General features: G+C 73.2%; 20 protein-coding genes. 9 read left to right on the forward strand and 11 right to left on the reverse strand.

Annotated features, from left to right (window positions below):
• The first annotated feature begins 110 nt into the window (after window positions 1–110).
• From ACYQ8Q_RS20535 to ACYQ8Q_RS20550, 4 genes are all read left to right on the forward strand, one after another.
• Window positions 111–2336 (forward strand): acetate--CoA ligase family protein, encoded by a 2226-nt coding sequence (locus ACYQ8Q_RS20535; RefSeq protein ID WP_460066852.1) that lies wholly within the window; start codon window positions 111–113, stop codon window positions 2334–2336.
• Between the two features lies 1 nt (window position 2337).
• Window positions 2338–3126, forward strand: coding sequence for an enoyl-CoA hydratase/isomerase family protein (locus ACYQ8Q_RS20540; protein ID WP_460066853.1), 789 nt, complete (start codon window positions 2338–2340; stop codon window positions 3124–3126).
• A gap of 136 nt (window positions 3127–3262) precedes the next feature.
• Complete coding sequence (locus tag ACYQ8Q_RS20545) at window positions 3263–4564, forward strand: RNA-guided endonuclease InsQ/TnpB family protein (protein ID WP_460066856.1); 1302 nt, start codon at window positions 3263–3265, stop codon at window positions 4562–4564.
• A 194-nt stretch (window positions 4565–4758) separates the two neighbouring features.
• Window positions 4759–5352, forward strand: coding sequence for a flavin reductase family protein (locus tag ACYQ8Q_RS20550; protein WP_460066859.1), 594 nt, complete (start codon window positions 4759–4761; stop codon window positions 5350–5352).
• A 24-nt stretch (window positions 5353–5376) separates the two neighbouring features.
• Here ACYQ8Q_RS20550 and ACYQ8Q_RS20555 read toward each other — a convergent pair whose 3' ends face one another.
• Window positions 5377–6684 (reverse strand): MFS transporter, encoded by a 1308-nt coding sequence (locus ACYQ8Q_RS20555; protein WP_460066862.1) that lies wholly within the window; start codon window positions 6682–6684, stop codon window positions 5377–5379.
• A 71-nt stretch (window positions 6685–6755) separates the two neighbouring features.
• On the opposite strand from ACYQ8Q_RS20555, the gene ACYQ8Q_RS20560 reads away from it, so the two are divergent.
• Window positions 6756–7787, forward strand: a complete 1032-nt coding sequence (locus ACYQ8Q_RS20560) for a GlxA family transcriptional regulator (RefSeq protein ID WP_460066863.1) — start codon at window positions 6756–6758, stop codon at window positions 7785–7787.
• On the opposite strand, the gene ACYQ8Q_RS20565 is transcribed toward ACYQ8Q_RS20560, so the two are convergent.
• The gene (locus ACYQ8Q_RS20565; protein ID WP_460066865.1) at window positions 7674–8957 is read right to left on the reverse strand and encodes an MFS transporter; all 1284 of its coding nucleotides are present in this window, start codon (window positions 8955–8957) and stop codon (window positions 7674–7676) included. The genes ACYQ8Q_RS20560 and ACYQ8Q_RS20565 overlap by 114 nt on opposite strands.
• 175 nt (window positions 8958–9132) lie before the next feature.
• Between ACYQ8Q_RS20565 and ACYQ8Q_RS20570 the strand changes: the two genes are divergently transcribed.
• Window positions 9133–11085 (forward strand): sensor histidine kinase, encoded by a 1953-nt coding sequence (locus tag ACYQ8Q_RS20570; protein ID WP_460066868.1) that lies wholly within the window; start codon window positions 9133–9135, stop codon window positions 11083–11085.
• 82 nt (window positions 11086–11167) lie between these two features.
• Complete coding sequence (locus ACYQ8Q_RS20575; protein ID WP_460066869.1) at window positions 11168–11437, forward strand: hypothetical protein; 270 nt, start codon at window positions 11168–11170, stop codon at window positions 11435–11437.
• Window positions 11438–11455: 18 nt separating this feature from the next.
• Here the strand turns inward: ACYQ8Q_RS20575 and ACYQ8Q_RS20580 are convergent, their stop codons facing one another.
• The 3 genes from ACYQ8Q_RS20580 to ACYQ8Q_RS20590 form a co-directional block, all read right to left on the reverse strand.
• Entirely contained in the window at window positions 11456–12505 is a 1050-nt protein-coding gene (locus ACYQ8Q_RS20580) for a Zn-dependent alcohol dehydrogenase (RefSeq protein WP_460066871.1), read from the reverse strand.
• Window positions 12505–13653 (reverse strand): acyl-CoA dehydrogenase family protein, encoded by a 1149-nt coding sequence (locus tag ACYQ8Q_RS20585; RefSeq protein ID WP_460066874.1) that lies wholly within the window; start codon window positions 13651–13653, stop codon window positions 12505–12507. The genes ACYQ8Q_RS20580 and ACYQ8Q_RS20585 overlap by 1 nt, the downstream gene beginning before the upstream one ends.
• A gap of 122 nt (window positions 13654–13775) precedes the next feature.
• Window positions 13776–14690 (reverse strand): SDR family oxidoreductase, encoded by a 915-nt coding sequence (locus ACYQ8Q_RS20590; RefSeq protein ID WP_460066876.1) that lies wholly within the window; start codon window positions 14688–14690, stop codon window positions 13776–13778.
• 120 nt (window positions 14691–14810) lie between these two features.
• Here ACYQ8Q_RS20590 and ACYQ8Q_RS20595 point away from each other — a divergent pair, with 120 nt between their 5' ends.
• A complete protein-coding gene (locus tag ACYQ8Q_RS20595; protein ID WP_460066878.1) occupies window positions 14811–15737 on the forward strand; it encodes a cyclase family protein in 927 nt (308 codons plus the stop codon).
• 517 nt (window positions 15738–16254) lie between these two features.
• Here ACYQ8Q_RS20595 and ACYQ8Q_RS20600 read toward each other — a convergent pair.
• From ACYQ8Q_RS20600 to ACYQ8Q_RS20615, 4 genes are all read right to left on the reverse strand, one after another.
• Window positions 16255–16827 carry an ATP-binding protein gene (locus tag ACYQ8Q_RS20600; protein WP_460066880.1) on the reverse strand — a complete coding sequence of 191 codons (573 nt, stop codon included), beginning with the start codon at window positions 16825–16827 and terminating at the stop codon, window positions 16255–16257.
• A gap of 550 nt (window positions 16828–17377) precedes the next feature.
• A complete protein-coding gene (locus tag ACYQ8Q_RS20605) occupies window positions 17378–18331 on the reverse strand; it encodes an acyl-CoA dehydrogenase family protein (RefSeq protein ID WP_460066883.1) in 954 nt (317 codons plus the stop codon).
• 9 nt (window positions 18332–18340) lie between these two features.
• Complete coding sequence (locus ACYQ8Q_RS20610) at window positions 18341–19471, reverse strand: acyl-CoA dehydrogenase family protein (protein WP_460066885.1); 1131 nt, start codon at window positions 19469–19471, stop codon at window positions 18341–18343.
• Complete coding sequence (locus tag ACYQ8Q_RS20615; protein ID WP_460066887.1) at window positions 19471–20667, reverse strand: amidohydrolase family protein; 1197 nt, start codon at window positions 20665–20667, stop codon at window positions 19471–19473. The genes ACYQ8Q_RS20610 and ACYQ8Q_RS20615 overlap by 1 nt, the downstream gene beginning before the upstream one ends.
• 87 nt (window positions 20668–20754) lie before the next feature.
• Here ACYQ8Q_RS20615 and ACYQ8Q_RS20620 point away from each other — a divergent pair, with 87 nt between their 5' ends.
• Complete coding sequence (locus tag ACYQ8Q_RS20620; protein WP_460066890.1) at window positions 20755–22275, forward strand: class I adenylate-forming enzyme family protein; 1521 nt, start codon at window positions 20755–20757, stop codon at window positions 22273–22275.
• On the opposite strand, the gene ACYQ8Q_RS20625 is transcribed toward ACYQ8Q_RS20620, so the two are convergent.
• Together ACYQ8Q_RS20625 and ACYQ8Q_RS20630 are read right to left on the reverse strand one after the other, a co-directional pair.
• Entirely contained in the window at window positions 22259–22771 is a 513-nt protein-coding gene (locus tag ACYQ8Q_RS20625) for an EF-hand domain-containing protein (RefSeq protein WP_460066891.1), read from the reverse strand. The genes ACYQ8Q_RS20620 and ACYQ8Q_RS20625 overlap by 17 nt on opposite strands.
• Window positions 22772–22917: 146 nt before the next feature.
• Window positions 22918–23301, reverse strand: a complete 384-nt coding sequence (locus ACYQ8Q_RS20630; protein WP_358985617.1) for an STAS domain-containing protein — start codon at window positions 23299–23301, stop codon at window positions 22918–22920.
• Window positions 23302–23467: the final 166 nt, after the last annotated feature.

A 23467-nucleotide genomic window follows, 5' to 3' on the forward strand; every position in this document is an offset into this window, starting at 1 on the left:
CCCGAAAGGTCCGCTCCTTTCTCGCTGCACGCCCATTCCTGACATCCCGTCAGGTCTGTAATCTGACAGTGCGTCAGTTACTTGCCAGTCACACAGGAGCGGGCGGACCGATGCTTGGATCAACCCACGGCACCCTCACCACCGACTCCCGCCGCGCCCGGGTCATCGCGTGCGGCGAACAGCCCGGGCCCGCCGTCCACGGCCGGCCCGTCGACGTCGACGACCTCGACGTCAGCGGCCGGCCGCTGTATACGACCGTCCCCGATCTGGACCGGTTCTTCCGGCCCGAGTCGGTGGCGGTCATCGGCGCCTCGGACGCCGAGGGACGCCCCAACACCGGTGTCACCCGGCAACTGGTGGGCTGGGCCGAACGGGTGGGGGCACGGCTGCACCCCGTGCACCCCACCCGCGCGTCCGTCTTCGGCATCCCCTGCGTGGCATCGGTCGCCGAACTGCCGGAGCAGATCGACCTGGCCGTGCTGCTGGTCGCCGACCCGCTGCCGGTGATCGAGCAACTGGCCGAGGCGAAGGTGCGGTTCGCCGTCGTGTTCGCCTCGGGCTTCGCGGAGACCGGCGAGGCGGGCGCGGCGGCGCAGGCCCGGCTGGCGGCGGCCGTGGACGGCTCGGGCATCCGGCTGCTCGGCCCCAACACCAATCTCAACGCCTTCGAGCGGTTCCGCGAGGATCTCCCCGGCCCGTCGATCGCGCTGATCACCCAGTCCGGCCACCAGGGCCGCCCGGTCTTCGCCCTCCAGGAGCTGGGCATCCGGCTCTCCCACTGGGCGCCCACCGGCAACGAGGCCGATCTGGAGACCGCCGACTTCCTGTCCTACTTCGCCGAGCGGCCCGAGGTCGGCGCCATCGCCTGTTACGTGGAGGGGCTGAAGGACGGCCGGGCCTTCCTGCTCGCCGCCGACCGGGCGGCCCGGCGCGGGGTCCCGGTGGTCGCCGTGAAGGTGGGCCGCACCGAGACCGGGGCCCGCACCGCCGCCTCCCACACCGGCAAGCTGACCGGCGCGGACGAGGTGGTGGACGCGGCGATGCGGCAGTACGGGGTGATCCGCGTCGACGGACTGGACGAACTCCAGGACACCGCCGCCCTGCTGGCCCGGGCCCGCCGCCCGCAGGCGGACGGTGTGGTCGTCTACTCGATCTCGGGCGGCACCGGCGCCCACGCGGCCGACCTGGCGACGGCGGCGGGACTGCGGCTGCCGGCCCTGTCGCCCGCCAGGCAGGCCGAGCTGCACCAGTGGATCCCCGCGTACCTGAACGTGGCCAACCCGGTCGACAACGGCGGCCATCCGGTGGGCGACTGGCGCGGCCGGAAGATCATCGACGCGATCCTCGACGATCCCGAGGTGGGGGTGCTGATCTGCCCGATCACCGGCCCCTTCCCCCCGCTCAGCGACCGTCTGGTGCAGGACCTGGTGGACGCGGCGGAGCGGACGGACAAGCTGGTGTGCGTGGTGTGGGGTTCGCCGGTGGGCACCGAACCGGCCTACCGCGAGGTGCTGCTGGGCTCCTCCCGGGTGGCGACCTTCCGCTCCCTCGGCAACTGCATCACCGCCGTCCGGGCGTATCTGGAGCACCACCGCTTCGTGCGCGACTACCGCTCGCCCTTCGACCAGGCCCCGCGCACCCCGTCCCCGTCCTTCCGCAAGGCGCAGCTGCTGATGCGCCCCGGCCAGCAGCTCAGCGAGCACGCGGCGAAGCAGCTGCTGCGGGCGTACGGCATCCGGGTCCCGCGTGAGCAGCTGGTGACCAGCGCGGCGGCGGCGGTGCGGGCGGCGGGGCTGGTCGGCTACCCGGTGGTGATGAAGGCGTCCGGCGGGCAGATCGCGCACAAGACCGAGCTGGGGCTGGTGAAGATCGGCCTGACCTCGGCGAGCCAGGTCCGCGACGCCTACCGCGAGCTGACCGACATCGCCCGCTACGAGGGGGTCTCGCTGGACGGCGTCCTGGTCTGCCAGATGGTCGAGCGGGGGGTGGAGATGGTGGTCGGGGTGACCCATGACGACCTGTTCGGCCCGACGGTCACCGTCGGTCTGGGCGGGGTCCTGGTGGAGGTGCTGCGCGACACCGCCGTACGGGTGCCGCCGTTCGGGGAGGAGCAGGCGCGGGACATGCTCGCCGAACTGCGCGGACGGGCTCTGCTGGACGGGGTCCGGGGCCGCCCGCCGGCCGATGTCGACGCCCTCGTCGAGGTCGTCCTGCGGGTCCAGCGCATGGCGTTGGAGCTGGGAACCGACCTGGCCGAGCTCGACATCAACCCGCTGGTGGTGCTGCCGTTCGGGCAGGGCGCGGTGGCGCTGGACGCGCTGGCGGTGTGTCGCTGAGATGGACACCTCGCTCCGGCACACCACGGACGGCCACGTCGCGTTCCTCACCCTCGACCGCCCCGAAGCCCTCAACGCCCTCACCCCCGACCTGCGCGAACACCTGATCCTGCGGTTCTCGGAGGCCTCCGCCGACCCCGCCGTCCGGGCGGTCGTCCTCACCGGCGCCGGGCGGGGTTTCTGCGCCGGGGCGGATCTGCGGGGCGGGGCGGCGGCGGGCGAGCGGGTCGCCGGTGACGTGGCCCGTACGATCCGGCTGGGCGCGCAGCGTCTGATCGCGGCCGTGCTGGACTGCGAGAAGCCGGTGATCGCCGCGGTGAACGGCACGGCGGCCGGCCTCGGCGCGCATCTCGCCCTCGCCTGCGATCTGGTCCTGGCCGCCGAGTCGGCGCGGTTCATCGAGGTGTTCGTCCGCCGCGGTCTGGTCCCCGACGGCGGCGGCGCCTATCTCCTCCCCCGGCTGATCGGCCCTCAGCGGGCGAAGGAGCTGATGTTCTTCGGCGACGCGCTCGGCGCACCGGACGCCGAACGCCTGGGCCTGGTCAACCGGGTGGTCCCGGACGGCGAGCTGGAGAAGACGGCCCGGGAGTGGGCGGCCCGGCTGGCCGCCGGGCCCACCCGCGCCCTGGCCCTCACCAAACAGCTCGTCAACGCCTCCCTCGACGCCGACCGCGCCACCGCCTTCGCCGCCGAGGCCGCCGCCCAGGAGATCAACATGACGACGGAGGACGCGCGGGAGGGCGTCACGAGCTTCGTGGAACGCCGGGCGGCCGAGTTCGAGGGGCGCTGACGCGCGGGCCGCGTGTCATGGGCCGGCCGCGAGGGTCCTGGGACGGGTGGTCGGCGGTGGGTGGGGTGGTCACTCGCTCGGGTGATGGTGATCGATGAGGTGCTCGGGCGGGGAACGTGTGGTCTACGTTCACGGCATGGCACGGTTTCGGATGTACCCGACGGGCGGGCAGGAGCGGCAGATGCTGCTGCACTGCGCGCACGCGAGATACGTGTGGAACCTCGCCGTCGAGCAGCACGCGCACTGGAAGCCGGGCCGGAAGTCCGCGCCCTCCTTCGCCGAGCAGTGCCGTCAGCTCACCGAGGCCCGGCGCGACAACGAGTGGCTGGCAGCCGGGAACGCCGACGTGCAGCAGCAGGCCCTCAAGGACTTCGCCACGGCCAAGCAGGCGCGTTTCACGTCCGGGTTCGGTGAGCCGACCTGGCGCAGAAAGTACCGGCACGAGGGCTTCCGGGTCATCGGCACCGACCGCGTCCCCGAGTACCACACGGACGGCACGCCGCAGCTGAACGCGAGGACCGGCCGACAGGTCATGGGCCGCTCGGTCGTGGTGCGGAGGCTGAACAGACGGTGGGCTCAGGTGAAGGTGCCCGGCTGCGGCTGGGTCCGCTTCCGTCTCAGCGCCAGCGGCAAAGGCGCGAAACTGCCCGAGGCGAAGACGTTCCGGGTCACCTTCCGCAACGGACAGTGGCATGCCGCGTTCGCCGTCATCCCCGAGCCGGTACCCGCACCCTGCACGGACACGGTCGTCGGTATCGACCGCGGCATCACCGTCACCGCGGCTCTCTCGGACGGGCGGATGCTGAACTGCCCGCAGCTCACCGTCCGGGAACGCGCCCAGATCCGCAAACACCAGCGGCGCGCCGCCCGCGCCCCCAAGAACAGCGAGCGCAAGACCGCCGCCTACGCGAGGGCCGCGAAACTGAAGGCCCGTGAGGCCAACCGCCGCAAGGACTGGTGCGAGAAGACCAGCACCCTGCTCGCCCGCTCCTACGACCTGATCCGCTTCGAGAAGCTCAACATCCAGAACATGACCCGCTCCGCGAAGGGCACCGTGGAGCAGCCCGGCCGGGGCGTGGCGCAGAAGGCCGGGCTGAACCGGGGCATCCTCGCCCAGGGCTGGGGCCTGCTCCGGCAGCGCACCGGGCACAAGGCCCCCGGCCGGGTCGAGGACATCCCCGCCCCCTACACATCCCTGCGGTGCAGCGCCTGCGGATGGATCGACAAGAACTCGCGCAAGAACCAAGCCGAGTTCGTCTGTTCGTCCTGCGGCTTCACCTGCAACGCGGACACCAACGCAAGCCACAACGTCGCGGCAGGACAGGGCGGGATTCCCCGCCCCCGGCGAACAGCCGGTACCGGAGGGACAACACCGCCCGCAGAGCGGTCGAGTGTCCGTGAACCTCAACCCACCCGGGTTGGAATCCCCCGCTTTTAAGGAGGGAGGATGTCAACAGAGCAGCCAGGCCGCCGGAAGCTGTGCGGCCCCGGCCGCGACCGCCGCGGTCACCTCGGCGTCGGCCTTTCTCCGGCCCATTTTCGTGCGCGCGTCACCCCGCCCCATGGCGGCAGCGTACGGGGGCGTGTCGGTTCCCCTCGCACCCCTTCCTATCTGACATACCGTCAGCTTCAATGGGGGACATGATGGGACACGTGGGGATGGCGGCCGCCGCCGTCCGTTACTTGAGGGCGGGCCCGGTCGAACCGCTGCCCCGTCCCGAACTGCGCTGCGTCCGCGAGGACGAGCGGGCGCCGGTGGACCAGGGCGAGTTCCGGCGGGTGCTGGGCACCTTCGCGTCCGGCGTGACCGTCGTGACGGCGGCGACGCCGGACGGCCCCGCCGGTTTCGCCTGCCAGTCCTTCTCCTCCCTCTCCCTCGACCCGCCCCTGGTCGCCTTCATGGTCGGCCGTACGTCCACGACCTGGCCGCGCATCGCCCACGCGGGCGTGTTCTGCGTCAACGTCCTCGCCGCGGGCCAGGCCGCGCTGTGCCGCGCCTTCGCGGTGAGCGGCGCGGACAAGTTCGCGGGCGTGCCGTACGACGCGGCCCCGGCCTCCGGCTCCCCGCGCCTGGCCGGCGCCCTCGCCTGGATCGACTGCGCCGTTCACGCGGTGCACACCGGGGGCGACCACCTCATCGTCGTGGGCCGGGTGAACGCCCTGGGGTCGGCCCCCGCCGCGGACACGGAAGGGCCCCTGCTGTTCCACAGGGGCCGGTTCCTCTAGCCGGGCACGCGGGCGTCCTCGCCCTCAGGCCGCCGCCAGGGCCGGGCCCGCCGGCCGCCGGCGGATCACCAGCGCCATCAACGCCGCCGCCGCGCACAGGGCGCCCGACGCGTACCAGACCATGTCGTACGAGCCGAAGGTGTCGCGGGCGACGCCGCCGAGGAAGGCGATCAGGGCCGCGCCGACCTGGTGGGAGGCGAGGACCCAGCCGAAGACGATGGCGCTGTCGTCGCCGTAGTGCTCACGGCACAGGGCGAGGGTGGGCGGCACGGTGGCGACCCAGTCGAGGCCGTAGAAGACGATGAAGAAGATCATCGGGGGGTGGACGGCGGGGGCCAGCAGCAGGGGGAGGAAGAGGAGCGAGACGCCCCGCAGGGCGTAGTAGACGGCCAGCAGGCGGCGCGGGGAGAAGCGGTCGGTGAACCAGCCGGAGGCGATCGTGCCGACGACGTCGAAGACGCCGATGACCGCCAGGAGCGAGGCCGCCGCCGTGACCGGCATGCCGTGGTCGTGCGCGGCCGGCACGAAGTGGGTCTGGACCAGGCCGTTCGTGGAGGCGCCGCAGATCGCGAAGGTGCCGGCGAGGAGCCAGAAGGGTCCGGTGCGCATCGCGGAGAACAGGACCTTGACCGTGCGGCGCGCCGCCCCCTGCACGGGTGCCGGCTTCGGTACGAACTCCGTCGCGCCGTACGGCCTCGCGCCCACGTCCGCCGGGTGGTCGCGCAGCAGCAGCCAGACGAAGGGGACGACGGCGAGGGCGGCCAGGGCCACCGTGACGGCGGCCGGGCGCCAGTCGTGGCGGGTGATCATCCAGGACAGCAGCGGCAGGAAGATCAGCTGGCCGGAGGCGGAGGCGGCGGTGAGGATGCCGCTGACCAGGCCGCGGCGCTCGGTGAACCAGCGGTTGGTGACCGTCGCGGCGAAGGCCAGCGCCATCGAGCCGGAGCCCAGGCCGACCAGCAGACCCCAGCACAGCAGCAGCTGCCAGGCCGCCGTCATCCACACCGTGAGGCCGGAGCCGAGCGCGATCACGGTCAGCGCGACGGCCACCACCCGGCGGATGCCGAAGCGGTCCATCAGCGCGGCGGCGAACGGCGCGGTGAGCCCGTAGAGGGCGAGGTTGATCGAGACCGCCGCGCCGATCGTGCCGCGCGACCAGCCGAACTCCTGGTGCAGCGGGTCGATGAGCAGACCGGGCAGCGAGCGGAAGGCGGCCGCGCCGATGATCGTGACGAAGGTGACGGCGGCGACGAACCAGGCGCGGTGGACACGGAAACGGACGGGCGGCTTCTGTTCCTGTATGGCTGCGGGAGCCTCGCTTGTCTGGGTCACGGCATAAAGGATCCGTTTTTCTCCCGCCCTCAACGAGTGGCCCGAGGGACAGCATTGGCTAGGATCGGGCCATGAGTGCTCGGACTCCCCATCGTGTCGTCGTCCTCGCCCTGGACGGCCTGCTCCCCTTCGAGCTGGGCATTCCGCACCGCATCTTCGGCCGCCCCAGGGACGCCGAGGGGCGTCGCCTGTACGAGGTCGTGACCTGCTCGATCCGGCCGCCGGGCCCGGTCCTGACCGACGCCGACTTCGCGATCATGGTGGAGCACGGGCCGGAGACCCTCGCCACCGCCGACACCGTCGTCGTCCCCGCCTCCTACGAGCTCGGCCCGGTCTTCGAGGAGGGCGTCCTCACCGACGAACTCGCCGCCGCCCTCGCCCACATCCGCCCCGGCACCCGCCTCGCGTCCATCTGCACGGGCGTCTACGTCCTCGCCGCCGCCGGCTACCTCGACGGCCGCCCCGCGACCACGCACTGGGCCGACGCCGAGCACCTCCAGCAGCTCTTTCCGCACATCGACGTCGACCCGGACGTCCTCTTCGTCGACGACGGCGACGTCCTCACCTCCGCCGGGGTCGCCGCCGGCATCGACCTGTGCCTGCACATGGTCCGCCGCGACCACGGCACCGCGGTCGCCAACGACGTCGCCCGCCGCACCGTCGTACCCCCGCACCGCGACGGCGGTCAGGCGCAGTACATCGAGCGGCCCGTGCCCGATCCGCGGCAGGCCGGCACCACCACCGCGCGCGCCTGGGCGCTCGGGCGGCTGCACGAGCCGATCCAGCTGCGGGACATGGCCGCGCAGGAGTCCCTGTCCGTACGGACGTTCACCCGCCGCTTCCGCGAGGAGACCGGCGTCAGCCCGGGCCAGTGGCTCACCCGGCAGCGCGTCGAACGGGCCCGGCAGCTGCTGGAGTCCAGCGACCGGTCCGTCGACCAGGTCGCCCGGGACTCCGGGTTCGGCACCGCCCAGTCGATGCGGCAGCACCTACAGGCCGCCCTCGGGGTCACCCCCACCGCGTACCGTCGCACCTTCCGCACCGGCGGCCGGCCGGGCGTCGGCGAGCGCGAGCGGCACGGCGGTGTCGGCGCCCCGAGCTGAACGGGCGGCGTGCCGGGCCTCGCCCCACCAGCCGATCCCGGTCAGCGCCAGCGTCAGCGCCACCCCGGCCAGCACCGCCGTGGACGGCGCCGCCACCCGCAGCAGCGCGCCAGCCAGCGATCCCGTCGCCGCGTACCCCGCCCCCGCCGCCGCGTACATGACGGAGTAGCCCGCGGCCAGCGCGCCCGGCGGGAGCGCCTCGCGCAGCGACAGATTGCGGGTCAGCATGGCGCCCGACTGGAGCATGCCGCCCAGGGTCAGCGCCACCGCGATCCCCGCCGCGTGCGGGATCAGCGCGGCGGCCGTCACACACACCGAGGTGCCGGCCATCAGGAGCACACTGCGCTCGCGCAGCGGCCCCGGCCAGGTGCGCAGCCCGTAGACGAACGCGCCGAGCCCGCCGCCCACGGCCATCCCGGTCAGCAGCGGCCCCGACCAGCCGACGGCGACGCCCCGCTGTTCGAGCAGGGCCGGCAGGACCAGTTCGGACAGACCGAGCAGGGTCAGGCTGGCCGCGCCCGTCACGTACACCGGCCAGGCGCCCGCCAGGACACGCGGCAGCGACGCCCCGGGGCGGTCCGCGCCGGTGCCGCCGTCCGTGCCCCAGGCGCCGGGCAACAGCACCAGGCAACCGACCGAGGAGGCCATCAGCGCGGCGGCGAGGAGCAGCGGGACGCGCGGCGCGACGCCGAGCGCCAGTCCCGCGACGGCGGCCGGGGAGGCCGCCCACACACCGGCCGTCAGGACCGACTCGGCGGACAGCGCCTGCGCCGCCGCCCGCTCCGGGACCAGTTCGGTGAGCAGGGTGCGCAGACCGCCGGTGGTGGCGCCGGGCGCGGCACCGGCCAGGAACGCGAACCCGCCGAGTACGACCGGATGCGCGCCCGGCAGGACACCGAGCCCGGCGAAGCCGACGGCCCCGAACCCGAGGCCGACGGCCAGATGGGCGCGGGCCCGGTCGTGGCGCAGCCGCATCCCGAGGACGGGGGCGCCCAGGATCTCGCCGAGGACGTAGGCCGCCGCGAGGATCGCCCCCAGGGAGTATCCGCCGGGGCGCTCACGCACCAGGAACACCAGCGCGAGCGGCGCCATCGCGACCGGCATCCGCGCGCCGACGGCCGTACAGGCCCAGGCCAGAACCTGCCGGGAGGCGAGATCGCGGTAGCTCATGCCACGACGGTAGGACGTGCGCCCGACAACGTCCCAAGGGTTTTCGGCCGGTCGCGGAGGCCGCCGGTCGCGGAGGCCGCCGACCGAGGGCCCGGCCCCGGCCCGGCCTCAGGTGGGCATGTCAAGATGCTGGGATACCGGGGTGGTTGCCCGGACTGGGAGCGCGAGCAGAGGCATGCCTGAGACAGAGACGGTCCGCCGGTGGCTGCTCCCCGCGCTGCTGGCGGCGGCCCAGCTGGCCTGGCTGGCGATCGCGGGGCCCTGGCGCGACGGCGATCCGCGCGGAGCGGTCGCGGCCGGGGCCGTCGCGTGCGCTCTCGCGGTGGAGACGGCGGCCCTCGGGCGGCGCCGGCAGGCCCCGGTGAGCGCCCTGGCCTGGTCGGTCGGCGCCATGGCGGTCGGGCTGGCCGCCTGGCAGGACGGCTACTTCGCGCTGGGCGCCCCCGTGTCCCTGTACTCGGTCGCGGTGCGCTGCCCCCTTCCCGTGACGCTGCGGGCCGTCGCCGCGGTCGTCGGCGCCGAATGGCTCCTGTCGTTCGCGCGGGCGGGCTTCCGTACGGTGCCGCTGGCGGAATGGGCGGTCGCGGCCCTGGTGTACGTGCTCTGCGCGGGCCTGGGCGAGGCGCGCCGCCAGTGGCGTGCGAGACGTCTGACCGCGGCCCGTCGGCTGGCGGGGGCCGAGGAGGACAGGCGGCACGCCGCCGAGAACGAACGCCAGCGCCTCGCGCGCGAGTTGCACGATGTGAGCGCACACCATCTGACCTCGGTGGTCGTGACCGTGGACACGGCGATCCGGCTCGGCGGAACCCGGCCGGAGCTGACCGCCGAGGCCCTGGAGTTCGCGGAACGCACCGGCCTGGAGACACAGGCCTCGCTCCAGCGGCTGGTGGGACTGATGCGGGACCCGGAACCGCGCGAGGCCGTGTCGCTGACCGGCCCCATCCAGCAACTGGTCGCGGGGTTCGGCCGGTTGGGCCGCCCCATCGCCACGGAGCTTCCCCCCGACCTGACCGGCCCGGTCGGCGAGGCCGTCCACGGGATCGTGCGCGAAGCCCTCACCAACGCCGTCCGGTACGCCCCCGGCGCCGCCGTCCGCGTGCTGGTACGGCGGGACGCGGGGCGGTTGCTGCTGTCGGTGACCAACGGTCCCTCGGAAGCGCGGGCATCCCGCGCGGCCGGCATCACGGGGTCGGGTCTCGGCATCAAGGGCATGGGGCAGCGCGCGGCCGCGGTCGGCGGTGAGCTGGACGCCGGTCCGACGGCCGAGGGCGGCTGGCGGGTCGAGGCGGTGCTGCCCGACCCGGGCGGGGCGCAGACGGCACAGGGGTGGCGGCGGGACGTCCTGCGGGAGCAGTTGCTGGCCGACCCCGCGCTCGCGTTCACCGCCGCGCTGCTGCCCCTCTTCTTCGTCCTGGTCGGGGCCGAGGACTGGAGCCGGTCGGCCCGGCACGCGGCCGTCCCCGCGATCGCGCTGGTCGCCGTCCTGTTCGCCCTCCACGGCCTTCCCCTGGTGTGGCGACGGCACGCGCCCCGGGCCGCGCTCACGGGCGTCCTGGTGACGTCCCTGCTCTGGCCCGTGGCCACCGCGCTGGCCCCGCTGGCGGCGCTGTCCCCGTACTTCGCCGGGGGCCTGCTCGCCGAGTGCCTCGCGGTGAACGCCCTGGGCGCCTACAGCCATCGCGGCGCCCGCACCTGGCCGTGGGTCCTGGTGACGGGGACCGTGAGCACGAGTGCGCTGCTCGCCACGGCGGCCGCCGACGGCGAGGTGCCGGCCGGCGGGCTCTCCTGGCTCACCGGCGCGGTCCTGGTGGTGCCGTTGAGCCTGGTGGCCTGCGCGGGCTTCGCCCTCGTCTGGAGCAGCGGGCTGCTGGTCCGCCGACGCCGGCTGCGCGTGCTCGCCCGGGACGACTTCGCGCTCGCCCGTTCCGCGTGGCAGGCGGACCGGTCCGCCGGAGCGGAACGGGAGCTGCTGGCCGCACGGTTGAGCGATGCCGTACTGCACCGCACGGCGCGGCTCGTGGAACTGGCCCGCGCGAGGCGGCCGGACGAGGTCGCGGCCGAGGCCCGCTCGACGCTCGCCGCCATGCGCGAACTGCTGCACGGCCTCGACCGGCCGCCGCACGGCTGAGGCTCGTCTCTACCCAGAGATGCAGACGGGTTCGTCCGCCGAGACGATGGGAACGCCTCCGCCCGCCGGAACACTGGAAGCCATGTATCTCACCTTGGTCACCGTGCTCTGCGTCGTCGTGGCCCTCGCCGGCATCGTGGTGTCCGTCATGCACGAACCGCCGACCTGGGCCGTGGTCATCGGCGTCGTCGCCGGGTTCGCCCTGAGTACCATCCTGTTGCGGACGGCGGCGTTCGCCGACATCGCGCAGTCCTCGGTCGGCTCCTGGAGCGTGCGCCTGGCCGCCTTCGCGGCGGTCGAGGCGCTGCTGACCCTGGCCGCCGTCCAACGCGGCCGGACCGCGCAGAGCTGACGTCGGCCGGATCGCGCGCTAGAAGGTGAGCACCCCCCGCGCCACCCGTCCCGCCTCCGCGTCCGCCGCCGCCTTCTCGAAGTCCTCCACCGGGTAGGTCTGGGTGATGAGTTCGTCGAGGAGCAGCCGGCCCTCGCGGTACAGACCGGCGTACAGGGCGATGTCCCGCTGGGGGCGGGAGGCGCCGTAGCGGCAGCCCAGGATGGACTTGTCGAGGAAGAGGGAGGAGACCAGGAAGGACGCCTCCGCGGTGGCCGGCGGCACCCCCAGCAGGACCGCCTGTCCGTGCCGGTCCAGCAGGTCGACGGCGGCCCGGATCAGCTCCACCCGTCCCACGCACTCGAAGACATGGTCCGCGCCGGTCGGCAGCACATCCCGCACGGCCTGGGTGGACGTCAGGAAGTCGGTCGCCCCGAACCGCCGGGCCACCGCCTCCTTGGCCGGGTTGGAGTCGACCGCGACGATCCGCAGCGCACCCGCGATCCGCGCGCCCTGGAGCACGTTGAGCCCGATCCCGCCCGTGCCGATGACGACGACGCTCTCGCCGTACCCCACCCGCGCGCGGTTGAGCACGGCGCCCACGCCGGTCAGCACCCCGCACCCGATCAGGGCGGCGGCCGGCAGCGGGATGTCCTCGGGGATGCGCACCGCCTGGACGGCCTTCACGACCGTCCGCTCGGCGAAGGCGGAGTTGGAGGCGAACTGGTACACCGCCCGCCCCGCGCGCGTGAACGGCTTCTGGGGCCGCCCGATCGCCTGCCGGCACATCGTCGGCCGCCCCCGGTCGCACTCGGCACAGGTCCCGCAGCTGGCGAGGGTGGACAGGGCCACGTGGTCGCCGGGGGCGACATGGGTGACCCCGGCCCCCACGGCCTCCACCACCCCCGCCCCCTCGTGCCCGAGCACCACCGGCGCCGGGAAGGGGATCGTCCCGTCGATCACCGACAGGTCGCTGTGGCACAGCCCGGCCGCCGAGATCGCCACGAGCACCTCGCCGGGCCCCGGATCGCGTACGTCGAGGTCGTCGACGACCTCAGCCCGCTTCCCGTCGAACAGCACACCTCGCATCAGACGACCCCCTTGCGCTCTCTGGGCAGGCCGAGCACGCGCTCGGCGATGATCGTGCGCTGGATCTGGTCCGAGCCGCCGTAGATCGTGTCGGCCCGGGAGAACAGGAACAGGTGCTGCGCGTCGTCGAGTGCGTACGGCGCCGCGGGCGTCCAGTCCGACGGGCCCGCGCTCGCCGACGCGCCCCGCACCCCCACCGCGGCCTCCCCGAGCCGCTGATGCCAGCCCGCCCACAGCAGCTTGGCGACACTGGGCGCCCCCGGCCCGCCCGAACCGCCCAGCGTCCGCAGCGCGTTCCACCGCATGGTCCGCAGCTCGGCCCAGAGCCGCACCAGCCGCTCGCGTACGACGGGATCGTCGGCGGCGCCCGTCTCCACCGCGGTGCGGACCACGCGTCCCAGTTCCTCGGCGAACCCGATCTGCTGGGCGAGCGTCGACACCCCGCGCTCGAAACCGAGGAGGCTCATCGCGACCCGCCAGCCCTGGCCCGCGCCCCCCACGACATGCTCCGCGCGCGCCCCGTCGAAGAAGACCTCGTTGAACTCGCTGGTGCCGGTGAGCTGCCGGATGGGCCGCACCTCGATCCGGCCGGGCTGGTCCATGGGCACCAGGAGGAAGGACAGCCCGTGGTGACGGGTCGAGCCGGGGTCGGTGCGGGCGAGGACGAAACACCAGTCGGCCTCGTGCGCGAGGGAGGTCCAGATCTTCTGCCCGGTGACGCGGTACGTCCGGCCGCCCTCGTCGGCCTCCGCCCGCGTCCGCACCCCGGCGAGGTCGGACCCGGCACCCGGCTCGCTGTACCCCTGGCACCAGAGCTCGACACCGGCGGCGACGGGCGGCAGGAACCGGGCCTTCTGCTCCGGGGTGCCATGGGCGATCAGGGTGGGCGCGAGCAGGTTCTCCCCGATGTGCCCGGACCGGGGCGGGGCCCCCGAGCGCGCGTACTCCTCGGCCCAGGCGACCTGCCGGGTCAGACCGGCGGTCCGGTTGCCGTACCCGCCCTCGGCCCAGCCGAGCCCGATCCACCCGGCGGCACCGAGCGTGCGCTCCCAGGTGCGGCGGTCGGTGGCGTGCGGGGCGTGTGCGTCGAGCCAGGCCCGAGCTTCGGCACGGAACTCGTCGTCGGCCGGATCAAACCCGAAATCCACGTCCACCTCCTTGAGTCAGGGCCACCGCACCCACCCAGGGGCGCGGGGCGCTGTCGACATGCGGCTCCGCCGCGGAGCGCGACAAGCCACCAGGCACCCGCGCCCGCCGACGAGCCCTCAGCTCACCCATTCGGCCGCGCCCCCTCCGCCGCAGCCCGCCGCATCTCCTCCAACCGCTCCAGCATCGGCATCGGATCCACGCCCACCGACCCCGGCAGCACCTCCGCGATACGCGAGGGCGTCCAGGAACCGCCCTCCGCATACACAGCCCGCATCTCCCGAGGCTGTGCCCACACAGCGATCTTCGCACCGGCGACCGTGTAGACCTGCCCGGTTATCCCCAGCTCCCGCGAGCGGTCCGACAAAAGGAAAATCACCATCGCGGCGACGTCCTCCGGCTCCCCGATCTCCGCGAGCTCCATCGGCACCCCGGCCGACATCCGCGTCCGCGCGACCGGCGCGACCGCGTTGGCGGTCACCCCGTACTTGTGCAGGCCGAGCGCCGCGCTGCGCACCAGCGAGATGATCCCGCCCTTGGCCGCGCTGTAGTTGGCCTGCGAGACGGACCCTTGGTGGTTGCCGCTGGTGAAGCCGATGAGCGCGCCGGACCCCTGCCGGCGCATGACCGCGGAGGCCGCCCGGAAGACGGTGAAGGTGCCCTTGAGGTGGGTGGCGACGACCGGGTCCCACTCCTCCTCGGACATGTTGAACAGCATCCGCTCCCGCAGGATCCCCGCGACGCAGACGACCCCGTCGAGCCGCCCGTAGGTCTCCAGGGCCGTGTCCACGACCCGCTGCCCGCCCGCCATCGTGGAGATGTCGTCGGCGACCGCGACGGCCCGGCCGCCCGCCGCCTCGATCTCCTTGACGACGGTCTCGGCGACCTCGCTCGTGGGCGACGCGCCGTCCACGCCCACCCCGTAGTCGTTGACGACGACCCGGGCGCCCTCGGCCGCCGCCGCGAGCGCGACCGCCCGTCCGATGCCCCGTCCCGCCCCTGTGACGGCGACGACCTTGCCGGCCAAGAAGTTCCCCACGCCCGGCCCCTTCCCGCGTTTTCCGACGGACGGTTAGATGCTTGCGAAGACCGTATCTGACGGACCGTTAGATTTTATGTCCCGTCGGACGGGCGAGGACAAGCCCCGGGGAGGCACCGGATGGCACTGCCGGAGGAGTTCCACGACATCGCCAAGCGCGTCAACAACTGGGGGCGCTGGGGAGCCGCCGACGAGATCGGCACGCTCAACCTGATCACCGACGAGGTGGTGCGCGGCGCGGCCGCCGAGATCCGCTCGGGGCGCCGGGTGCCGCTGGCGCTCCCCCTGCGCGAGGACGGGGTGCAGACCGGGATGATCCCGGGGCGGGTCAACCCGATGCACACCATGGTGCAGATCAACCAGGAGATCTTCGGTCCCGGCACGGTCGCGTGCAGCGACGACGCGGTGACGATGGGACTCCAGGCGGCCACGCACTGGGACGCGCTGACCCATGTCTCGCACTCGGGGAAGATCTACAACGGCCGTCCGGCGTCCGGCATCACCGCGCACGCGGGCGCCGAGTTCAGCGGGATCGACAAGGCGCGGCACATCGTCTCGCGCGGGGTGCTCCTGGACGTGGCCCGCGCGCGGGGCGTGGACCGGCTGGCGGGCGGGCACGCGGTGACACCGGAGGACCTGGAGGCGGCGGAGGAACTGGCGGGTACGCGGGTGCGTGCCGGCGACATCGTGCTCGTGCGGACCGGGCAGGTGCAGCTCTATCTGGCGGGCGACAGGCACGCGTACGCGTTCCCGTCGCCGGGGCTGTCGGTGCGTACGCCGGAGTGGTTCCACGCGCGCGATGTGGCGGCCGTCGCCAACGACACCATGACGTTCGAGATCTTCCCGCCGGAGATCGAGGACCTGTGGCTGCCGGTGCACGCGCTCGACCTGGTGGAGATGGGGATGCTCCAGGGGCAGAACTGGAATCTCGAAGAGTTGTCCACAGCCTGTGGACAAGAGGGCCGGTACGCGTTCCTGCTGTCGGCGATGCCGGAGCCGTTCGTCGGCGGCACGGGGACTCCGGTGGCACCCGTGGCGGTCCTCTGAGCCCCGGGGCCGGCCCCTTCGGCGCACGTCCGATGGCGGCGCGCCGCTGCCCGCCCCGAGCACGGCACCGCGCGCCGCCATCCGACTCGGCGTACCCTCCCCGGCTCCCCCTCCGACCCTGAGGGACTCGACGCCGAATCACGACCCACACTCGGCAAGGGCCCGTGTCATCGAGGCCCTCGTCGTCCCCTCGCGGTGAATCGCTGACCACAAGCGTGATCAAACGGACACGCCGCGTCAACACCTCGACGGAGATTTGTTACTTACGCCCCATTTGCAATGGGCGCGCACGGAAGCACATCCGGGCGCACCGGGGCCGCGCCGGCTCAGGACAACAGGGCTTTCTGCACCCGTGCACCGCAGGCCGCCGCCCTCTCGCGGCCATGCGCCCGTCGACCGACCCACCGGACCGCACGCCCCCGCCACGGCACTGCCGCACGGCCGGGACCGCACCATCGCGCCACCGCCGCGGCACCGCGCCATCGCGCCACCGCGGCGCCACCCACCGCCGCGGCACTCACACGGCCTCGAACGCACGCCCCTCGTATGCGGGTTCCGGGCGGACCGGCGGCTTCGGGTACACGGGCGGCTTCGGGTACACCGGCTCCGGGTAGGCGGCGATCGGCCGACCACCCGTCAGGGCCCCGCGCTCACCCCTGCTCTCGCCGCCCACCGCGCCCTCGGCGGGCCGCTCGCAGCGGTCCATCTCGCACCAGATGCGCTTGCCGCCGCCCTCCACGCTCCAGCCCCAGCGGTCCGCGAGACAGTCGACGAGGGCCAGGCCCCGGCCGCCGGTGGCGTCGTCGCCCACACAACGGGGCACGGGGGCACGGTCGCTGGTGTCCACGACCTCCAGCCGGACGGTGGCCGCCCCGTCCACGACGCCCGCTCCGCCGCCCGGCAACGACAGCCGCACCACGGCCGGACGGCCCGTGTGCACCACGGCGTTGGTGACGAGTTCGGAGACGAGCAGGACCAACGTCTCGGCGAGCGGTTCGTCGTCCCCTATGCCGCACCCAGCCAGGCGCGAACGGGCCCACCTCCGGGCGCGCCCCACTTCTGCGGGGTCGGGCCGGATCTCCAGTTGCACTTGAAGCACCTGCACCGCTCACACCATCCGAACCGGCGGACACATGGCCGTGCGCCACGCGAGCCACGCGAGTCGCGCGGGCACCATGACGACGGGGGCCACGATCGTAGCCATTTTCTGCATGGCCAGAACAACAGCCAGAGGCAGCGTGACGGAACGTGAATCCCTTACGAGACAGCTTGGTTGACGTACAGTCACCTCAACAAGCGCTTCGGGCATATTCCAGCGCGAAGGAGTACCCGTGCGGCATACTGTGCGACGCCCGCGCCAGGGAGTCGAACAGGCGGGGGCCCGAAGCCCGTCCGCCCTGCGAGCAGCGGCACGCACCGCCGGTTTCGGCGCCGCCCCAGGGGCACCACCGGCATGGCTCATGCTCGGAACCACTCGCATCCCACAGAAGGTACCGGAGGGTCCGGCCGACTCCGGGCCGTGACGGGTCACGCATCGGACACAACCCGGTATCGACGCTCCGTGAACCCCGTATGCCACAATCCGCGACACCCGTACGGCAGTCCGAGCCCCGCGCAGGCCGTCGGCGCAGGCAGCGGCGCTAGCGGCCCGCTCCGGTCAGCAGTTCGCGCGCGAGCAGCTCCTCACTCTCCGTACCACCCCCCGCACGCCGGGTGCGCACCCAGGCGCGTTTCAGCAGCAGGTGCACGTCCGCCTCCCAGGTGAACCCCATGCCGCCGTACACCTGGAGACAGTCCCGCGCGCCGCGTACGGCGGCCTCGTCGGCGAGGAGCCGGGCGGCCGCGACATCGGCGGGATCGGCGGTGACGGCGGCCGCGTAGACCGCCGCACGGGCCACCTCGACCCGCACCAGCAGGTCCGCGCAGAGGTGTTTGACGGCCTGGAAGGCGCCGATCGGCTGCCCGAACTGCTCTCGGGCCCGCGCGTGTTGCACGGCCAGCTCGCACGCGCGCGTGGCGGTGCCGAGCTGCTCGGCGGCGGTGAGGAGGACGGCCGCGACATCGGGGTGATCGGCCGCCGTTCGCCGCCCCTCCCTCGGCACCCGGTGCAGAGGAGTCAGCGGATCCACCGACCGCAACGCCACGGCCCCCGGGACGTCCCCGTCCGCTCCGGCCGCCCCGGTCAACCCGGTCGACCCGGCCGCCACCTCGTCCACCCCGTCCACCACGTCCGCCTCGGCCAGCCACTCCACCAGCCCGCCGGCGTCCACGGCCGTCACGACGGTCTCCCCCTCGGCCGCTCCGGGCACCCGGCCCGCCGCGAGGTGGGTGGCGACCAGGGGGCCCGGCAGGAGCGCGCGGCCCGCCTCCTCGAAGGCCAACACCGCCTCGGGCAGCCCGAGTCCGACCCCGCCCCGCGTCTCGGGCAGCCGGAGCGCGAAGAACCCGGCCGCGCCCAGCTCCCGCCACAGCGCCCGGTCGAGCGCGGGCCGCTCCACGGCCGCCCGCAGCGCCTCCCGGTCGAAGCGCCGGGCGAGCAGGTCCCGTACCCCTTGTCTCAACGCCCGCTGGTCGTCCGTCAGTCGGAAGCGCACGGAGAAGTCTCACCGCCCTTTCGGCAGCCCGAGGATCCGTTCGGCCACGATGGTGCGCTGGATCTGCGAGGTGCCGGCCGCGATGGTGTACGACAGCGAGGAGAGCCGGTCGAGCACCCAGGGCCGGTCGAGATCGAGGGCCGCGTCGCCGAGGACGTCGGCCGCGGCGTCGTACAGCTCCTGACGGGCGTGCGAGTACCTCAGTTTGAAGACCGAACCCCCGACGCCGGGCACCCCGCCCGCCGAGGCCTCGCTCACGTTCCACTGCGTCAGCCGCCACAGCGCCCGGAACTCCGCCTCCAGGAGGGCGAGCCTGCGCCGCAGCACGGGGTCGTCCCAGCGGCCGTTCGCACGCGCCTCACGGGCCAGTTCGCCGAGCACGCGCCGGCAGGCGACCACCTCGCCGACGAACGCCGTGCCGCGCTCGAAGGACAGCGTCACCATGGTGACCCGCCAGCCGTCGTTCTCGTCGCCGACCCGGTGGGTGACGGGCACCCGCACCTCGTCGAGGAACACCTCGGCGAACTCGGCGGACCCGGCGAGCGTCCGCAGCGGCCGTACGGTGATCCCGGGGGCGTCCATGGGCATCGCCAGCCAGGTGATGCCCCGGTGCTTCGGCGCCGTGGGATCCGTGCGCACCAGCAGTTCGCACCAGTCGGCGACCTCGGCGTGCGAGGTCCAGATCTTGGACCCGCTCACCACGTAGTCGTCGCCGTCGCGCCACGCGCGCGTGCGCAGCGCCGCGAGGTCGGAGCCGGCGTCCGGTTCGCTGAAGCCCTGGCACCAGACCTCCTCGCCGCGCAGGATCGGCTCCAGCCAGCGCGCGCGCTGGGCGTCCGTGCCCTCGGCGGCGATCGTGGGCCCCGCGTGCAGCAGTCCGACGAAGTTGGCCCCCACGTAGGGCGCTCCGGCCCGCTCCGTCTCCTCCAGGAAGATCAGCCGGGTGGTCGGGTCGGCGTCCCAGTGCACGTGCGCGTACCCGGCGTCGTACAGCGTCCGCTGCCAGCCGAGGTCGTAGCGGCGCCGGCCGGGCCAGTCGTCCGGGGACGGCTTCGGCCCGAGCGCGGGCAGCGCCTTGCCGAGCCACTCCCGCAGCCGGGCGCGGAAGTCCTCCTCCTCGGCCGTGTACGACAGGTCCATTACTTGTCGAGGTCCAGGTCCAGCATGCGGATCGCGTTGCCCCGCATCAGCTTGTAGACCGTCTCGTCGTCGAGGCCCTTGACGTGGTCGAGGGCGACCTCCTTGGTGTGCGGGAAGGTGGAGTCGACGTGCGGGTAGTCGGTCTCGAAGGTGGCGTTGTCGCGGCCGACCACGTCCAGGGAGGCCACCCCGTGCTTGTCGCGGAAGAAGCAGCAGTACATCTGCCGGTAGTAGTACGTGGACGGCGGCTCGGGGATCAGGTCCCTGACACCGCCCCAGGCCCGGTGCTCCTCCCAGACGTCGTCGGCGCGCTCCAGTGCGTACGGGATCCAGCCCATCTGGCCCTCGGAGTAGGCCAGTTTCAGCGCCGGGAACTTCACCAGGACCCCGCTGAACAGGTAGTCCATCATCGAGGCCATGGCGTTGTTGAAGGACAGCGAGGCCTGGACGGCGGGGGGTGCGTCGGGGGAGGCGGCCGGCATCTGCGAGGACGAGCCGATGTGCATGTTGACGACCGTCCCGGTCTCCTCGCACACGGCGAAGAACGGGTCCCAGTAGCCGGAGTGGATGGACGGCAGCCCCAGATGGGTGGGGATCTCGGAGAAGGTGACCGCGCGCACCCCGCGGGCGGCGTTGCGCCGGATCTCCGCCACGGCGAGGTCGATGTCCCACAGGGGGATCAGGCAGAGCGGGATGAGACGGCCGCCGCTGTCGCCGCACCACTCCTCGACCATCCAGTCGTTGTAGGCCCGCACGCACGCGTGCGCGACCTCCTTGTCGTGCGCCTCGGCGAAGGTCTGGCCGCAGAAGCGCGGGAAGGACGGGAAGCACAGGGACGCCTCGACGTGGTTGAGGTCCATGTCCTCCAGGCGGGCCTTCGGGTCCCAGCAGCCGCGCCGCATCTCCTCGCGGGTGATGCCCTCCAGGGTCATCTCGTCCCGGTCGAAGCCGACGGCGGCGATGTTGCGCTTGTACGGGAACTTCAGGTCCTCGTAGATCCACCAGTCGGTGGGCTGGCCGTCCGGGTCCATGGTGATCTGGTACTTCCCCGCGACGTAGGCCAGCTCGCCGATCCCGGCCGTGAGCGGCTGCGGCCCGCGGTCGCGGTACTTCTGCGGCAGCCAGGTCGCGAAGAGGTGCGCGGGTTCGATCACATGGTCGTCGACGCTGATGATGCGGGGCAGTTCGGTGGCCATGGGTTCCCCTCCGCCGGACGGTACTTATCTGATGACCCGTCAGATAGCATGGCACCTGACGAGTCGTCAGCCAAGCTGGGGGCAGACATGAACGCCATCGCGCACTCCCTGAGTTCCTCCCGCACCCTCTGGGACCTGGCCGCCCGCCGCGCCGAGCTCACCCCCGACCGGCCCGTCCTCCTCCAGGAGGACCGCACGCTGACCTTCGGCGAGCTGCACGCGCGCGCCGAACGGACCGCGGCCGGGCTGTACGGCATGGGCGTGCGCCCGGGGACGGTCGTCGCCTGGCAGCTGCCCACCCGCATCGAGACGGCCGTGCTGTCCTTCGCGCTGGCCCGCCTGGGGGCCGTGCAGAGCCCCGTCATCCCGTTCTACCGGGACCGCGAGGTCGGCTTCGCGCTCAGGGAGTCACGGGCGGAGTTCTTCGCCGTACCGGGCGTCTGGCGCGGTTTCGACCACGGCGAGATGGCGCTGCGGCTCGGCGCGAAGGGCGTGTTCGACGCCTACGACGACCTGCCCGAGGGCGACCCGGCCGTGCTGCCCCCGCCGCCCTCCGAGGGCACCTCCGTCCGCTGGATCTACTGGACCTCCGGCACGACCTCCGACCCCAAGGGCGTCCTGCACACCGACCGTTCGCTCCTCGCGGGCGGCTCCTGCCTCGCCCACGCGCTGGAGCTGACCGCCGACGACGTGGGCTCGATGGCCTTCCCGTACGCGCACATCGCGGGGCCCGACTACACCGTCATGCTGCTGCTGTACGGCTTCCCGGCGGTGATGTTCGAGCAGTTCGCGCTGCCGGACGCGCTCGCCGAGTACCGCCGGCACGGGGTGACCGTGGCGGGCGGGTCGACGGCGTTCTACTCGATGTTCCTGGCCGAGCAGCGCAAGCAGCCGGGCGTCCCGGTGATCCCCTCGCTGCGGCTGCTCGCCGGGGGCGGGGCGCCGAAGCCGCCCGAGGTGTACCACGCGGTCGTCCGGGAGATGGGCGTGCAGCTCACCCACGGCTACGGCATGACCGAGGTCCCGATGATCACCATGGGGGCGCCGGGCGACACCGTGGAGAACCTCGCGACGACCGAGGGACGGCCGCCGGAGGGGATGGAGATACGGATCGCCGAGGGCGGGGAGGTGCGACTGCGCGGGGAGGCCGTGTGCCGCGGCTATCTGGACCCGGCGCAGACGGCGGAGGCCTTCGACGAGGACGGGTTCCTGCGCACCGGGGATCTCGGGCGGCTGACCGGGAGCGGGCATCTGGTGCTCACCGGGCGGCTGAAGGACGTCATCATCCGCAAGGGGGAGAACATCTCCGCCAAGGAGATCGAGGATCTGCTGGCCGCCCGCGCGGACGTCGGGGACGTGGCGGTGATCGGGCTGCCGGACGCCGAGCGCGGGGAGCGGGTGTGCGCGGTGGTGGAGCGGGCGGCGGGGGCCGCGGACCCGACGCTGGAGGCGCTGACGTCGTATCTGCGCGCGGCGGGACTGTCCGTGCACAAGCTGCCGGAGCAGCTGGAGCTGGTGGACGCCCTGCCGCGCAACGACACGCTCCGCAAGGTCCTGAAGTACAAGCTGCGCGAGCGCTACTCGGAGAGCGCTACTCGGAGACGGTGAAGTAGCGGGCCACCGCGGGGACGATGTCCTGTTCGCCGACCTTGTCGTCGCTGTCGGCGTCGAGGGCAGCGGCGACCGTGCGGGCGAGGTCCTCACGGACGCCCAGGACGCGCAGCACGCGCGCGGTGTCCTCGACCGTGGCCAGGCCGTCGCCGTCGGCGTCCGCGAGGTCCAGGACGGCGTGCAGGAAGGGGCGGGCGATCTCGGCGAAGCGGCCGGGGTTGTCGTGCAGCCGCTTGACCGCGCCGCCGACGAACTCGTCCCGGGTGATGCGCTGGTCGCCGTCGCGGTCGGCGATGCCCGCCATGCCCTGCCAGAAGGCCTCCGCGCCCGCGTACAGCGCCTGGCCCTTGTCGGAGCGGGCCGCCGTGCCGAACTCGGCCAGCAGCGCCTTGGCGGCCGCGCCGAAGTCCTCGCGGTCGATGTAGCCGTTGCCGTCCTGGTCGAACGTGGCGAACCGGTCGGCGATCCTGCGTTCGTACTCGCTGCTGACCATGCTGTCCTCCGGCCGCCTGGCGTCCTGGTGCGGGAAACCTTCCGGCAGGGAGCGTACGACGCCGCCGGCCCCGTGGGAGCCGATGGGCGGTCTCTGTACCCGGACCGGGGGGATTTCGGGACCACCTTGTCGCACAGCTGTGCGGCTCACGCCGTCAGCGGTGCGGAGCCGTCCTCGGCCACGGCCTCCGCGAGGTCGCCGTAGACGTCGAAGAGACGCCGGACGCCGAGCGCGCCCAGGACGCGGTTGACGTGGGAGTCCTCCGCGGCCCCGCGCGCGGGCAGGATCAGCCGCAGCCGGCCCCGGCAGGAGCGGATGAGCCTGCGGGCCGCGATGAGCACGCCGACGCCGCTGGAGTCGCAGAAGTAGACCTCGGAGAGGTCCAGGACGAGACGGTGGCGGCCCTCGGCCACCTCGTCGTGCACCCGCTGCCGCAGCACCGGTGACGTCACCAGGTCCAGCTCGCCCGACACATGGAGCACGGCCCACCCGCCCTGCTCGCCGCCGGTCACCTTGAAGGCCACCACCACGCCTTTCCCTCGCCGTAAACGGAAGCCGTCCCTACGCTTCCTTGCAGCGCGGCTGCCCAGCGGCGTTGCCCCGAAACACGTGGCGAAAAACGGGTACCGGACGGTAGAGGCTTGATTCCGTCATATTCAGTCCTGTTCGATCGGAAGCAGAACACACTTGATCCGG

This window comes from Streptomyces sp. YKOK-I1 (genome assembly GCF_054660435.1).

What these genes read in the sequence shown, in the direction of transcription:
- ACYQ8Q_RS20535 (WP_460066852.1), top strand. Translation starts at nt 111, where the DNA reads ATGCTTGGATCAACCCACGGCACCCTCACCACCGACTCCCGCCGCGCC.
- ACYQ8Q_RS20540 (WP_460066853.1), top strand. Translation starts at nt 2,338, where the DNA reads ATGGACACCTCGCTCCGGCACACCACGGACGGCCACGTCGCGTTCCTC.
- ACYQ8Q_RS20545 (WP_460066856.1), top strand. Translation starts at nt 3,263, where the DNA reads ATGGCACGGTTTCGGATGTACCCGACGGGCGGGCAGGAGCGGCAGATG.
- ACYQ8Q_RS20550 (WP_460066859.1), top strand. Translation starts at nt 4,759, where the DNA reads ATGGGGGACATGATGGGACACGTGGGGATGGCGGCCGCCGCCGTCCGT.
- ACYQ8Q_RS20560 (WP_460066863.1), top strand. Translation starts at nt 6,756, where the DNA reads ATGAGTGCTCGGACTCCCCATCGTGTCGTCGTCCTCGCCCTGGACGGC.
- ACYQ8Q_RS20565 (WP_460066865.1), bottom strand. Translation starts at nt 8,957, where the DNA reads ATGAGCTACCGCGATCTCGCCTCCCGGCAGGTTCTGGCCTGGGCCTGT.
- ACYQ8Q_RS20570 (WP_460066868.1), top strand. Translation starts at nt 9,133, where the DNA reads ATGCCTGAGACAGAGACGGTCCGCCGGTGGCTGCTCCCCGCGCTGCTG.
- ACYQ8Q_RS20575 (WP_460066869.1), top strand. Translation starts at nt 11,168, where the DNA reads ATGTATCTCACCTTGGTCACCGTGCTCTGCGTCGTCGTGGCCCTCGCC.
- ACYQ8Q_RS20580 (WP_460066871.1), bottom strand. Translation starts at nt 12,505, where the DNA reads ATGCGAGGTGTGCTGTTCGACGGGAAGCGGGCTGAGGTCGTCGACGAC.
- ACYQ8Q_RS20595 (WP_460066878.1), top strand. Translation starts at nt 14,811, where the DNA reads ATGGCACTGCCGGAGGAGTTCCACGACATCGCCAAGCGCGTCAACAAC.
- ACYQ8Q_RS20610 (WP_460066885.1), bottom strand. Translation starts at nt 19,471, where the DNA reads ATGGACCTGTCGTACACGGCCGAGGAGGAGGACTTCCGCGCCCGGCTG.
- ACYQ8Q_RS20615 (WP_460066887.1), bottom strand. Translation starts at nt 20,667, where the DNA reads ATGGCCACCGAACTGCCCCGCATCATCAGCGTCGACGACCATGTGATC.
- ACYQ8Q_RS20620 (WP_460066890.1), top strand. Translation starts at nt 20,755, where the DNA reads ATGAACGCCATCGCGCACTCCCTGAGTTCCTCCCGCACCCTCTGGGAC.
- ACYQ8Q_RS20625 (WP_460066891.1), bottom strand. Translation starts at nt 22,771, where the DNA reads ATGGTCAGCAGCGAGTACGAACGCAGGATCGCCGACCGGTTCGCCACG.